This window comes from Promicromonospora sp. NPDC060271 (assembly GCF_042726755.1).
Taxonomy (GTDB): domain Bacteria; phylum Actinomycetota; class Actinomycetes; order Actinomycetales; family Cellulomonadaceae; genus Promicromonospora.
On record NZ_JBHXBG010000004.1, the window covers coordinates 18,921 to 31,710 of the forward strand.

Here is a 12,790-nt window from a genome sequence, read left to right on the forward strand (position 1 = left end):
CCGGAATGCCGATCACCTGACGAAATACCGACCACACGGGCGGCCTCGCCTGATACAACGTTGCATTCCGCAGTGAAGCCGTGTTGAATCACCGCGCACCTGTCGTAGACGCAACGGAGCAGCTGATGACCTTCCTCGACCGCTTCTCGCCCGCCGGCGAACCGACGGCCACCGCCGTACCTCGCCCCGAGTACCCCCGCCCGCAGATGGCCCGCGACCGCTGGCTCAACCTCAACGGCACCTGGCAGTTCGAGGTCGACGCGGGCGACTCCGGCCTGGAACGCGGCCTTGTCGACCGCCCGCTCCAGGGCGAGATCGTCGTGCCGTTCGCACCCGAGTCGCAGCTCTCCGGCATCGAGAACACCGACTTCCTCGAGGCGGTCTGGTACCGCCGCGAGGTGACCGTCCCGGCGGAGTGGGCCGCCGTGGGCGACGACCCGCACGTCCTGCTGCACTTCGGCGCCGTCGACCACGACGCAACGGTGTGGGTCGACGGCACGGAGGTCGTCCGACACCGCGGCGGGTTCACCCCATTCACGGCCGACTTGCACGGGATCGCGAGCCCCGGGGACACGGTCACCGTCGTCGTGCGGGCCCGGGACACGCGGCACGGGCCGCAGGCCCGCGGCAAGCAGAGCAACCGCTACGCGAACTTCGAGTGCAACTACACCCGGACCACGGGAATCTGGCAGACGGTGTGGCTGGAGCCGGTGCCGGCCGCGCACCTGCGCCGTCCGCGCATCACGCCCGACCTGGCCAGCACGGCGTTCGACGTCGTGGTGCCGCTGTCGGCGAACCGGCGCGGCCACACGGTCACGGTCACCGTGACCGACGCCGACGGCGAGGTGGCGACCGCCACCGCGCGCGCCGACCTCGACCTGGCGCCCGCCCTGCGCGTCGTCGTCCCCGCGGACCGCGTCCGCACCTGGGGACCGGGCGACCCCCACCTGTACGGGATAGACATCGAGCTGCGTGACGCCGACGGCGCCGTCGTGGACTCCGTGCGCTCCTACGGCGGCCTGCGCTCCGTGTCCATCGACGGACAGGCCGTGCGGATCAACGGCCAGGCCGTGTTCCAGCGGCTCGTGCTGGACCAGGGCTACTGGCCCGAGTCGCTCATGACCGCGCCGTCGGACGCCGCGCTGGCCCGCGACATCGAGCTCGGCCTCGCGGCCGGCTTCAACGGGGCCCGCCTGCACCAGAAGGTCTTCGAGGAGCGGTACCTGTTCCACGCGGACCGGCTCGGCTACCTGGTCTGGGGCGAGTTCGGCGACTGGGGCGTCAGCGGCTACGGCACGCCCGCCGACGGGCAGCGGCCCACGACGTCGTTCGTCGCCGAGTGGATGGAGGCGCTCCAGCGCGACCACTCGCACCCGTCGATCATCGGCTGGTGCCCGCTCAACGAGACGCACCAGGACCTGCACGACCGCATGACGCAGCTCGACGACGTCACCCGCGCCATGTGGCTCGCCACCAAGGTGGCCGACCCGTCCCGGCCGGTGCTGGACGCCAGCGGCTACTCGCACCGGGTCCTCGAGACCGACATCTGGGACTCGCACCTGTACGAGCAGGAGCCTGCGAGGTTCGCGGAGCTCGTGGGCAACCTCGCCGACGGGCAGCCCTACGAGAACACGCGCGACGACGGCACCAAGATGTCGGTGCCCTACCGCGGTCAGCCGTACTTCGTCAGCGAGTACGGCGGCATCTGGTGGAACCCGGACGCTGCGGCGACCGCGTCGGGGAACTCGCCCGACTCCTGGGGCTACGGCCAGCGGGTGGCCGACGAGGAGGAGTTCCACGCCCGGTTCCGCGGGCTCACGGAGGCGCTGCTCGGCGACCCGCGCATGTTCGCCTACTGCTACACGCAGCTCACCGACGTGTTCCAGGAGGAGAACGGGATCTACCGGTTCGACCGCAGTGAGAAGCTCGACGTCGCCCGGGTGCGGGAGGTCCAGGTCCAGGTGGCGGCCGTGGAGGCGGCGGAGAACGCCGAGGCGACAGCCGGCTAGACGTGGTGGCCGGAGACGGGCTTCTTGTGGGTCTCTTTAGTCTTTTTCACCACATATCACCCCGTCCACAGGTTCGCTTGAGGGGTGCACAATAGGCCGGTGACGTACCGGTTCCTCAAGCTCATCCTCTCGCTCCTCGTGCTAGTGCTTCTGCGCCCGCGCGTCACTGGCCTGCACAACATCCCGAAGCGCGGCGCCGTGATCCTGGCGAGCAACCACCTGTCGTTCATCGACTCGCTGCTCATCCCGATCATGGCGCCGCGCCACGTCGCGTTCCTGGCCAAGGCCGAGTACTGGACCGGCAAGGGGATCAAGGGGCGTTTCTCCCGCTGGTTCTTCACCAAGATGGGCGACATCCCGGTGCAGCGGGACGACCCGCGTGCCGGCCAGCGCTCCCTCGAGGACGCGCTCGCCGTGCTGCAGCGCGGCGGCGCGTTCGGCATCTACCCCGAGGGCACGCGCTCGCGCGACGGCAAGCTGCACAAGGGTCACACCGGCGTGGCCTGGCTGGCCCTGACCGGCAAGGCGCCCGTCGTGCCTGTTGCCCTGCTCGGGACGGACAAGGTGAAGCCCATCGGCAAGATGCCGCGGTTCGCCAAGGTCGAGCTGCACTTCGGCGTGCCCATCGACCCGTCCCGCCAGATCGCGGCGGGCACCAAGCCCGCACAGGCCCGCCGCGAGCTGACGGAGCAGGTCATGCAGTCCATCCAGGCGATGAGCGGCCAGGAGCGCGCGGACGACTGACGAGGTGTCAGGCACCCAGGTCACCGGAGTGACCTGGGCGTCTGACACGGAGGCTAGAGCCGGGTGATGCGGATGGCGTCCGCGATCACGTACGCCGTGCCCTGCGTCCAGCGGCTGACGGCCACCACCGTGCGGGTGCCGGCCGTCATGGAGTACGTACCGAGCGACAGCCACGCGCCGCCACCCGTGGACTGGTCCACCCTGATGGTCGACGAGCCGGTCCCCGTGTAGACGATGAACGGCGTGGACGTGTTGTAGCCCGCGATCCCCGGGAACCACGCCTCCACCCGGTACGAACCGTTGGACGGGATCGTCGCCGAGAACGTCGCCAGGTCGCTCACCTCGGCAGGCGTCGCATAGCGGTAGTTCGCGCCGTACCGCTCGGCCGAGAAGGACGACGTCAGCCATGAGCCGCCCGCCGCGAAGCCCGACGACGTGTTGTCGACGATGACCGACCAGCTCGAGCCGGCCAGGGCAGCCGCCACCTCCGACCGGAGCTGCGGCAGCATCGAGTACAGGACGTCGCCAGGGCAGGCGGTCGCCGTGTAGTCCCGGTGCCCGTAGATCTGCGTCGGCGCGATCCCGTACTGGTCACAGATGTAGGCGCACAGCTCGACCAGGCGGCTCCAGAGCTGCGCCGGCGGCGTGGCGCTCGTGTACGTGCCCTGGTTCTCGATGCCTATGGCCTGGCTGTTCTGCCCCGGGGCGTGCGCGCCCACGACGGTGCCGCTGCCGCTCTGGAGCCGGCCCAGCGACCCGTGGCGGCCTTCCATCACGTAACCGCCGCGGCTCACCGTGAGGTGCTGGCCGGTGTCGACCCAGCCGTTGTCGAAGTGCCACTGCTGGATGTCGCGGGCGATCTGGTAACCGGCGGCCTGCGAGTAGTCGGTGACGTTCGCCGACGCCGTGTGGTGGATCAGGATCTTGTTCGGGTTGGTCGAGACCGTCTCGATGGTGCCCCGGGCCGCGGCCGCGCCCCAGGTGGCGCAGCTCGCGATGACCGGCGCGGCGACCTCCACCCCGGCCAGCGCGCCCGGCGGTGCGTCGGACGGCGCCTCGGGGTCGGGCGCGAGGGACTGCCGGGTGTCGGACGCCCGCACCACCGAAGGTGCCGCACTCGCCGGAGCGGCCATGGTCGCGCCCGCGGCACCGATGCCGAGGACGACGGCGCCGCGCAGCAGGTCGCGCCGGCCGAGCTTGGCGCCTTCGCCGAAGTCCCGGCGGTCAGGATCGCAACCCTCAGGGCCGAGACCGAGCGAGTGGTCGTGAGAGTGGTCATGTGAGTGCACGGTTGAACCTCCATGAGACGGGGTCACGCCGGAACGCGCCAAGTCTCACGACGAGCCACACGGGCGGCAAGGGGACAACTCCCCATGCGCCCGGCTGAGGCCGGACTGCCGAAGTAGTCCGGCGACGCCGCTCAGGCCGCCGCCCGCCCCGTCAGGCACGTCAGACGCCCAGGCCACCGCAGTGACCTGGGCGTCTGACAGGTGAGGTTCAGGACTCGATGGTCTGCTGCGTCTGCGACGCGCCCTGGCCGATCGACGTCGCACTGCTGGTGTGCGACACCTCGACCTTGCGCGGCTTCGCGTCCTCGCTGACCGGGATCGTCAGCGAGAGCACACCGTCGGCGTACGAGGCCGAGATGCGGTCGAGGGCGAGACCGCGGCCCACCGTCAGCTGCCGCGCGAACGTCCCCGTCGGCCGCTCACGGACCAGCCACTGGGCGTCGCCGTCGGACCGCTGCGTGCGCTCGGCGCGGATCGTGAGCGTCCGGTCCTCGACCGACACGTCGATGGTGCCGGGGTCGACGCCGGGCAGGTCCATCGACAGGACGTAGTGGTCACCCGTGCGGAACAGGTCCATCGGCATGCCGCCGGACTGCCGTGCGTTGCCGGCGAACGTGCTGAACAGCCGGTCCATCTCCTGGAACGGGTCCCAGTAGGTAGCCATCGCGCATCACCTCCTACAACGGTGCGGCCCTGGCCCTTCCAGGGCCGCAGCGATCGACGGCGGGCTGGCCGCCGTCCGGCTACGCCATAATTCTGGCACTCTCCCCCCGAGAGTGCCAACCCCTCGACACCGCTGAGTGCTGGCTATTTGTGGGTCCAGACCCGTGAAACCCGCAAATAGCCAGCACTCAGCGATGGGTCAGGCGGCCGCGCGGCCCGTCAGGCCCACCCGTTCCAGCAGGTCGAGGGCTGGGCGATGCTTGTTGAACGTGTATACGTGCACGCCGGGGGCACCGGCGTCGAGCACGTCGCGCGCGAGCGTCGTGGAGTACTGGAGGCCGCGCTCGTGCTGGGCCTCTGGGTCGACATCGCCGCCGGGCCCCGTGAGCCGGTCGAGCTCCCGCAGGAGGCCGGGCGGCGCGGCGACACCCGTGAGCTCCTCGACGCGGCGCAGGCGACGGGCCTCCGTGGCGGGCAGGATCCCGGCGAGGATCGGGATGGTCACCCCCGCCGAGCGCGCCGACTCGACGAACCCGGTATAGGACTCGGCCCGGTAGAAGAACTGGGTGATCGCGAAGCTCGCGCCGGCCTCCTGCTTCTCCAGGAGCCGCCGCACCTCCTGCTCGCGGGTGGTGCCGGCGCCGGGATTGCCGTCCGGGAACGTCGCGACGGCGATCGTGAGCGGGCGCGCGGCCGACCGCAGGGCGGTGCTGGCGTCCGCCGCACAGCGACGTTCGTCCACCTGCCGCAGCAGCCGGACCAGGTCGATGCTGGAACGCACGTCGTCGTCGGCGGGACGCCAGTCCGGCTCGTCGCGCGGCGGGTCCCCCCGCAGCGCGAGGAACGACCGCACGCCGGCTTCGAGGAATTCGTCGATCACCTCGGAAACGTCCTCGCGGGACGCACCCACGCAGGTCAGGTGGGCCACCGGCAGCACGGGCGTGCCCCTGAGCAGCGTGGCGAGCACCTCGCGCGACGTCGCCCGGTCGCCGCCCGCCGCGCCGTACGTGACGGACACGAAGTCCGGGCGGGCCGCGACGAGGCGCTGTGCCGTCTCCCAGAAGTTCGGTGCGGCATCGGGCCGACGCGGTGGCATGAGCTCGAACGACACCGTGGGGCGGTGCGGGTGTACCTCGGCGACCATGGCTGCTCCATCGAACCTGGCGTGAGCACCTTACGTCCTCACGCCACGGCCTCGAGGCAGGAAGTCGGCAGGTTGCTGCGGTGTCAGGGAGCCAGGACTCTCGACCGCTCTGGATGGGTTCGCCACCATGCTAAGCGAATGTCCACCACTGGGACAGATTTCGTCCGACGGTCGAGACGACCTGGCTCACCGACTGTGCGCGCCCCTGCTCGCCTACTTCACCGACCCGGCCACCAGGCCGCCCACGAGCCGCTTCTCGATGGCCATGAACAGGAGGACCACGGGCACGATCGCCACGATGGACACCCCGAACACGTAGTGCCACGACGTCTCGTACTGACCCACGAACTTCGTCAGCGCCACGGACAGCGGCTGGTTGCCGGCCGTCGACAGCAGCACCAGCGACGCCGCGAACTCGTTCCAGGACGCGACGAACGTGAACACCACCGCCGTCACTATCCCGGGCCACACCAGCGGCAGGTTGATCTTCGTCAGGACTGTGAAGGTGCCCGCGCCGTCGATCTGCGCGGCCTCGTCGACCTCCTTCGGGATGCTCGCGAAGAAGCTGTGCATGATCCAGACCGCGAACGACAGGTTGAACGCCGCGTTGACCAGGATCATCGCGGCCCACGTGTCCAGGATCCCGAGGGCGATGAACTGGCGGAACAGGCCCGACGTCAGCACCGCCGGCTGCACCATCTGGGTCACGATCACGAGGAACAGGAACACGAGCCGGCCGGGGAACCGGAACCGCGCCGTGTAGTAGGCGGCGGGCAGCGCGACGGCGAGCACGAGCAGCGTGGCGCACAGCGAGATCACCAGGGTGGAGATCAGGTTCTGCAGCAGCGGCGTCTCGGGCGTCGCCCACATCGTGACGTAGTTCTCCCAGTGCCACTCCGTGGGGAAGTACGTGGGATCGACCGACCTGATCTCGGCCTTGGTCTTCACCGAGCCGAAGAACATGATCAGGTACGGCAGCATGAACACCACCAGAACCACGAGGCCTGCCAACATGCGCAGCAGCAGGGACCCGATCGGTACCTGGTCCGCTGTGTACTTCCGTACGCGCTTCCGGTTGTCCGACGGCGGCCGGGTCGCCTTGCGCGGCGCGGTCGCCGAGGCGGTGGTCACGGTCATCAGACCTCCTCGAGGGGGCGGACGACCCGCACGTAGACGGCGACGATCCCGATGACCACCAGGAACGCGATGACGGACAGCGCGCTGGCCAGGTCGATCTGCCGCTGGTTCTGCATGTACTTGAAGATCATGGTCATGACGGTGTCGGCGTCGTAGCCGGGGATGGACCCCGTCATGACGCGCAGGATCGGCAGCGAGTTGAACACGTTGATGATGTTGATCAGCACCGCCACCGACACCGCACCGCGGAGCTGCGGCAGCACCACGCTGAAGTAGGTGCGCAGCCCGCCTGCGCCGTCGAGGCGCGCGGCCTCGACGGTCTCGCCGGGAACCGTCTGCAGGCCGGCCAGGATCGTGTAGGTCGTGAACGGCAGCGACACGAACACGGCGACCACGATCGCCCACGCGAACGCGGTCCCGGGGTGCCGGGTCCAGCCGTAGCCCTCCGGCGTGTCGATCAGGCCGATGTCCACGAGGAACGAGTTGATGATGCCGAAGTACGGCTCCAGGCCGTAGTGCACCACCAGCGTGGTCATGACCACGCTGGCGGCCCACGGCACGATCACGGCCATGCGCACCAGGCGACGCCCGGGGAACGCCTTGTTCAGCAGCGCCGCGAGGGCGAGCGACCCGAGCAGGGTGCAGCCGACGACGACGACCACCCAGACGACCGTCCGCCCGAGGATCGGCCAGAAGTACTGGAAGCCGACCACCGTCGCGAAGTTCGCGAGGCCAACGCCCCCGTCGTCCACGCCGCTCTGACTGATGTCGCGGGTCGAGTTCCAGAACATCAGGCCTACCGGGAACAGGACCACGGCCGCGATGAGCGCGACCGCGGGCCCGATCCATGGCAGGGCCTTCAACAGGTCCTTCACCAGAGGTTCCTCGTGCTTTCGGTTCAGCGTCGGGTGTCGTCGACGCGTGCTTGCTTCGAGCGGTCAGCGCCGAGGCGTCAGCCGGCGTCGACCTGTTCCTGGATCTCGGCGAGCACGTCCTGCGCGGACTTGTCGCTGTCGAGCTGGCCGAAGAGGGCCTTGAACGCCGAGTCCGCCGCCGACCAGTCCGGGTTGGTGCTGGGGTAGAACTGCGCGTCCGGCAGCACCTCGAGGAACGGGGCGAGCGCCTCGTCGTCGGCGAGCTGCTCGGAGCCCGAGAGGGTGGTGGGCAGGAAGCCCTCGCCCTGGACCCACGGAACGTAGACGTCGGCGGTGTAGAGGTAGTCGAAGAAGGCGGTGATGGCCTCCTGCTTGTCACCGTCGTTCTTGAACGCCATGAGGTGGTCGGCCACACCGAGCGTGAACGGGCTGCCGTCCTCGGTGGGGATCGGGTGGATCGAGTACTCGAGGTCCGGGTTGTCCGACGCGATCTGGCCCACGCTCGGCGGCAGGCCGATCTGCATGCCGATCTTGCCCTGGACGAAGATGTCGAACAGCGGGCTGCGGTCGGTCGCACCGGCGTCGGCCTGCGTGGCACCTTCGTCGATCATCTTCTTGATGAACTCGGCGCCGGCGACGTTCTCCGGGGTGTCGATGGTGATGGCCTCGGAGTCACCGAAGGTGCCGCCACCGCCCCAGAGCCACACGGCCGCCTCGGCCTGCGCCTCCTCGGAACCGAGCGGCATGCCGTAGCCGGCCACACCGCCGCCGAGCTCGGAGACCTTCGTCGCGGACTCGAGCAGCTCGTCCCACGTGGCGGGGACCTCGGCGCCCGCCTCCTCGAGGAGCGCGTCGTTGACGAACAGCGCACGGGCCGAGGCGATCCAGGGCAGGCCGTACGTGGTGTCGCCCACCGCGGCGTTCTCCAGGAACGTGGGCTGGAAGTCGGCGTAGGTCTCGTCGGAGGTGACGTCCTCGACCGGGTACAGCAGCTCGTCAGCGGCGAAGCCGGCGAAGGGGCCGCCGTTGTAGATGTCCGGGGCCTCGCCGCCCTGGATCTTGGTGGCGATGACCGACTCGAGGTTGTCCCACGACTCGACCTGCAGGTTCACGTCGATGTCCGGGTTGGCGTCCTCGAACCCGGCGATCACGTCCTCCCACAGGCCCTGGGATGCGTCGGAGTAGCTGGGGACCAGCAGGTCGAGCGTGGTCGCGCCGCCCTCCGCTCCGCCGTCCGACGGGGAGCCGCCGAACCCGCAGGCCGTCAGGCCGGTCGTCGTGGCGAGCGTGATCACGAGGATCCCGCCGAGCCTCCTGTACTGCGCCATTGCTACTCCTTGGGCTTGTCCTGCTCGTTCGTGGTGCAGGTCACGTTTTCACTTGCCCCTGAATCTGTCAAGGGTTCTAACAAACCTGTGACATACGGGTAACAGCGTGTCCCGAGGCGGCCCGCGAGGCCAGTGGAGAAGCCAAAAAGAGGGCCGCAGCGCGGGGCTGCGACCCTCCTTGGGCACGTCTCCGGGCCCCGACGGCGAAGCTGCCGCCAGGCCTCATGCGGTCAGCAGCCGCACCCTCCGCCATTGCTGCCCTGCGCGATCGCGCCGTACCTCCTGACGGCTTGGTCGCTCCCTGCGTACCGGAGCTCCCACGCCCCCTCGCGAGCGGGCACGACCGTGGAGATCTTGCCGTCGGGGCCCACGGTGAGCGTGCGCACGAACACGGGCTCCTCCTCCCGTTCGAGGGAGCCGTCCGGGTCGTGGTACAGCCCCACCGTCGTGTTCCGCACCGGGCTCCACGAGGGGGTGCCGTCGGCGCTGACGCGCAGCCACGTGAACTGGGCGGTGATCCGGGACGGCCGTCCGTCGGTCGCCGTGGGATGCGTGATCTCGCCCTGGAAGCGCACCTCGCGCCGGAGCGAGATCTTCTTGGCCTGGTCGACGTCGACGTGGTGCAGGACCAGCCGTCCGTCGGGCCGCTCGACCGCCGCGGTGTACTCGATGCCCACGTGATAGAACCCGGGCCTGATGCGCTCGGGGAGCGGGACCTCCACGGACGTGTCGCCGTCGGCGTCCAGGGTGACCGGGAACCGGCGCACCTGGGTCTCGCCGACGCCCTGGAGCGTGACAAAGCGTGGCGACGCACGAGAGCGCCTGCCCGAACCACGGGCAGGCGCTCTTCGGTTCCGTTGCTTGTGGCGTGCTTACCGCTCGGTGGCACCGATCATCGGCAGACCGAACGACAGCCCGACGGCGAGGATGCCGGCGACGAACAGGTACGGCGCCGATGCGCCCTGGTCGGCCCCGCCGATGGCGATCAACGCGAACCCGCCGAGGAAGAGCGCGAAGCACACGATCGCGCGTACCAGCAGGGTCGCCGTGGGCTCCTGCTTCTGCCTACGGGCCACTTCGAAATCACTCATGGGCCAAATCTACCGCCCTGTCGGCTCGTGCTGACGGCCGGCTCGCAGATCAGGCCTCGGCAGGCTCGTCTCGGCGCCCATCGGGTCGGGCGACCATGGCAGCGGCGACGTCATCGAGGTCCGGGCGGGTGACATCTCCGGAAATTTCGGCAGGCGTGCCGACGCGCGACGGTGTGCTCGCCCAGGGTTCCGAAGCCCGTCGTTACGGCCCTGACCTCGAAAGGAGCGTCCGAGGGGAGGGTCGCAGCCAGCCCATGACCCGACACCGCGAGTGTGCAGAGCGCCCGAACCGCAACCGTGTTCGCTCAGCGCGAAACATGGGCTAGTTCGGGTGACACTACGATGCGTTCGTGGCAAACACGTCCCCTGCCTTCGACCAGCGTCCTGCCCGTGTGCGCACGGACTGGGGCATCTCCGGCGCACTCGCCCTCACCGCCACGGATGCGCGCGCGTCGCTCGTGGTCGTCGTGGACGTGCTCTCCTTCTCCACCGCTGTCACCGTCGCCTGCGAGCAGGGTGCCGGGGTGTACCCGTTCCCGTACCACGATCCCGCGGGCGCGGCCCGGCTCGCGCGCACCATGCGCGCAGCCCTCGCCGGACCACGGTGGGAGGACGGCATCAGCATCTCCCCCGCGTCGCTGCAGGACCTCGACGCCGAACGCCTCGTCATCCCCTCGCCCGGCGCGGCGCAGATCTGCCACACCATCGCCAACCGGGGCGCCCTCATCGTCGCGGGCAGCCTGCGCAACGCGAAGGCGGTGGCCGGCCTCGCCGCGGCACACCTGGACGCGTCGGAGAAGCACGACGTCGTGCTGGTCCCCGTGGGTGAGCGGTGGCCCGACGACACGCTGCGCCCCGCGCTCGAGGACTACCTGGCCGTCGGTGCGGTCGCGGCGCGGCTCACGACGATGCTGCCCAAGGTCAGCATCTCGCCCGAGACCGCTGCGACCACGACCCTCTGGCGGGGCACCAAGGACGTCATGGACACGGTGGGCGGGACCGCGAGCGGTCGCGAGCTCCTTGACTCCGGGTTCGCCGACGACGTCACGATCGCCACAGAGGTCGACGCCACCGATGTGGTGCCGGTGCTGATGGACGGCGCGTTCGTGCCCCTGGGGCACCGGGTCGCCGCGGCTCGTAACCGCAGGAACGTCTCAGCCGGCGCGCACTGACCCGTCGGGCCCGAGGTGCCCGTGCAGGGCCGTGACGATCTGGACGTCCCCGTCCAGCCAGGGGACGTCGTCCAGCTCGGCCTCCGTCAGCCAGCGCAGCTCGTCGTGGTCCTCGAGCGGTTCGGGCGCGCCGTCCTGCAGCTGCGCGAACCAGACCCGCATGCGGTGCTTGCTGGTGATCGGCCACACGCCGCCGTCCGGCCCTGGCAGCTCGGCACCGACGGCCACCGTCACGCCCAGCTCCTCGTCGAGCTCGCGGTGCAGCGCGGAGAGATGGTCCTCGCCCGGCTCCAGCTTGCCGCCGGGAAACTCCCAGCGGCCGGCGAGCGCCGCCGGAGCAGAGCGGCGGGCGGCGAGCAGCCGGGTGGGATGGTTCAGGTCGTCCACGATCGCGGCGGCGACCACGTCGATGAGGGGCTCCTGCATGCGGAGCAGTCTCCCACCCGGGGACGGACAAAGAACGACGACGGCGCCTCTGGGGAGTGCGCCGTCGTCGGGTGTGCTGTGTGTCAGTCAGCGAGCTGGAACTCGTTCGCCTTGGCAATCGCCTCCGCACGCGAGGACACGCCGAGCTTGCGGTAGACGCTACGGACCTGCGTCTTCACCGTGTTACGGGTGACGTACAGGCGTCGAGCGATCTGCTCGAGGGTGGCGTCCTCGGTGAGGTTCGCCAGGATTACCCGCTCACGGCGGGTGAGGCTGGGCACACGGTGGTCAAGGGTCATTACGCTCATGGTCGTTTTCCTCCACACAGCGGCCGGTTCTGGGGTTCCGGCCTACGGTTGCTGCTATGGGCTTAAGCCCCCTGCATGGAGTTCATGACGCGGTTCTGACGCTACTTTTCGACTGTTACCGTTCCGATACCGAAGCCGCCCCCCAGATGCACACAAGGGTGACCTGAGGGGCGGTTCGACGGCGACCTCCGGGGGCCGCGGAAGTCAGCTTCCGGTGTGCGCGGCGTACTCCGCGGCGGTGAGCAGCTCGCCCGCTCCGGTCACCTCGACCTTGAAGAGCCAGCCCTTGCCGTACGGGTCCTTGTTCACGATCTCGGGGTTCTCCACCGCCTCGGTGTTGACCTCGGTGACGGTGCCGCTGACCGGCGAGTACAGCTCGGACACGGACTTCGTGGACTCGATCTCGCCCACCACCGCTCCGGCCTCGACGGTGGCTCCCACCTCGGGGAGCTCCAGGTAGACGACGTCACCGAGCGCATCGGCGGCGACGTCGGTCACGCCGATGACGGCGGGGGTGGAACCGTCGAGCCACTCGTGCTCGGTGGTGTACTTCAGGTTCTCGGGGAAGTCAGCCATGACAGCTCCTTGCGGGATGGGGGTTTCA

At 69.7% G+C, this 12,790-nt stretch carries 14 protein-coding genes; 3 read left to right on the top strand and 11 right to left on the bottom strand.

What is annotated here, in order from left to right; translation table 11 throughout:
• Nucleotides 1–125: 125 nt before the first annotated feature.
• Entirely contained in the window at nucleotides 126–2,009 is a 1,884-nt protein-coding gene (locus tag ACFWE2_RS01185; protein ID WP_377222372.1) for a glycoside hydrolase family 2 protein, read from the top strand.
• Nucleotides 2,010–2,108: 99 nt separating this feature from the next.
• Nucleotides 2,109–2,753, top strand: coding sequence for a lysophospholipid acyltransferase family protein (locus ACFWE2_RS01190; RefSeq protein WP_377222373.1), 645 nt, complete (start codon nucleotides 2,109–2,111; stop codon nucleotides 2,751–2,753).
• A gap of 53 nt (nucleotides 2,754–2,806) precedes the next feature.
• On the opposite strand, the gene ACFWE2_RS01195 is transcribed toward ACFWE2_RS01190, so the two are convergent.
• From ACFWE2_RS01195 to ACFWE2_RS01230, 8 genes are all read right to left on the bottom strand, one after another.
• On the bottom strand, nucleotides 2,807–4,042 hold the full coding sequence (locus ACFWE2_RS01195) for an N-acetylmuramoyl-L-alanine amidase (RefSeq protein ID WP_377222374.1): 1,236 nt from the start codon (nucleotides 4,040–4,042) through the stop codon (nucleotides 2,807–2,809).
• Between the two features lie 208 nt (nucleotides 4,043–4,250).
• On the bottom strand, nucleotides 4,251–4,706 hold the full coding sequence (locus ACFWE2_RS01200) for an Hsp20/alpha crystallin family protein (protein WP_377222375.1): 456 nt from the start codon (nucleotides 4,704–4,706) through the stop codon (nucleotides 4,251–4,253).
• Nucleotides 4,707–4,904: 198 nt separating this feature from the next.
• Nucleotides 4,905–5,849, bottom strand: a complete 945-nt coding sequence (locus ACFWE2_RS01205; protein WP_377222376.1) for a methylenetetrahydrofolate reductase — start codon at nucleotides 5,847–5,849, stop codon at nucleotides 4,905–4,907.
• Nucleotides 5,850–6,062: 213 nt separating this feature from the next.
• On the bottom strand, nucleotides 6,063–6,986 hold the full coding sequence (locus tag ACFWE2_RS01210) for a carbohydrate ABC transporter permease (protein ID WP_377222377.1): 924 nt from the start codon (nucleotides 6,984–6,986) through the stop codon (nucleotides 6,063–6,065).
• Nucleotides 6,986–7,861 (bottom strand): carbohydrate ABC transporter permease, encoded by an 876-nt coding sequence (locus tag ACFWE2_RS01215; protein ID WP_377222378.1) that lies wholly within the window; start codon nucleotides 7,859–7,861, stop codon nucleotides 6,986–6,988. Before ACFWE2_RS01215 ends, ACFWE2_RS01210 begins: the two co-directional genes overlap by 1 nt.
• Before the next feature lie 77 nt (nucleotides 7,862–7,938).
• Nucleotides 7,939–9,189, bottom strand: coding sequence for an extracellular solute-binding protein (locus ACFWE2_RS01220; RefSeq protein ID WP_377222379.1), 1,251 nt, complete (start codon nucleotides 9,187–9,189; stop codon nucleotides 7,939–7,941).
• A 230-nt stretch (nucleotides 9,190–9,419) separates the two neighbouring features.
• Nucleotides 9,420–9,956, bottom strand: coding sequence for a hypothetical protein (locus ACFWE2_RS01225; protein ID WP_377222380.1), 537 nt, complete (start codon nucleotides 9,954–9,956; stop codon nucleotides 9,420–9,422).
• Nucleotides 9,957–10,061: 105 nt separating this feature from the next.
• Nucleotides 10,062–10,280, bottom strand: a complete 219-nt coding sequence (locus ACFWE2_RS01230; RefSeq protein ID WP_377222381.1) for a hypothetical protein — start codon at nucleotides 10,278–10,280, stop codon at nucleotides 10,062–10,064.
• Nucleotides 10,281–10,630: 350 nt separating this feature from the next.
• Between ACFWE2_RS01230 and ACFWE2_RS01235 the strand changes: the two genes are divergently transcribed.
• Nucleotides 10,631–11,452, top strand: a complete 822-nt coding sequence (locus tag ACFWE2_RS01235) for a 2-phosphosulfolactate phosphatase (protein ID WP_377222382.1) — start codon at nucleotides 10,631–10,633, stop codon at nucleotides 11,450–11,452.
• Here the strand turns inward: ACFWE2_RS01235 and ACFWE2_RS01240 are convergent.
• The 3 genes from ACFWE2_RS01240 to gcvH all read right to left on the bottom strand — a co-directional run bounded on the left by ACFWE2_RS01240 (nucleotide 11,435) and on the right by gcvH (nucleotide 12,762).
• A complete protein-coding gene (locus ACFWE2_RS01240; RefSeq protein WP_377222383.1) occupies nucleotides 11,435–11,878 on the bottom strand; it encodes a (deoxy)nucleoside triphosphate pyrophosphohydrolase in 444 nt (147 codons plus the stop codon). The genes ACFWE2_RS01235 and ACFWE2_RS01240 overlap by 18 nt on opposite strands.
• An 83-nt stretch (nucleotides 11,879–11,961) precedes the next feature.
• Nucleotides 11,962–12,186, bottom strand: coding sequence for a helix-turn-helix transcriptional regulator (locus ACFWE2_RS01245; protein WP_357448240.1), 225 nt, complete (start codon nucleotides 12,184–12,186; stop codon nucleotides 11,962–11,964).
• A 204-nt stretch (nucleotides 12,187–12,390) separates the two neighbouring features.
• Complete coding sequence (gcvH, locus tag ACFWE2_RS01250; RefSeq protein ID WP_377222384.1) at nucleotides 12,391–12,762, bottom strand: glycine cleavage system protein GcvH; 372 nt, start codon at nucleotides 12,760–12,762, stop codon at nucleotides 12,391–12,393.
• Nucleotides 12,763–12,790 lie beyond the last annotated feature (28 nt).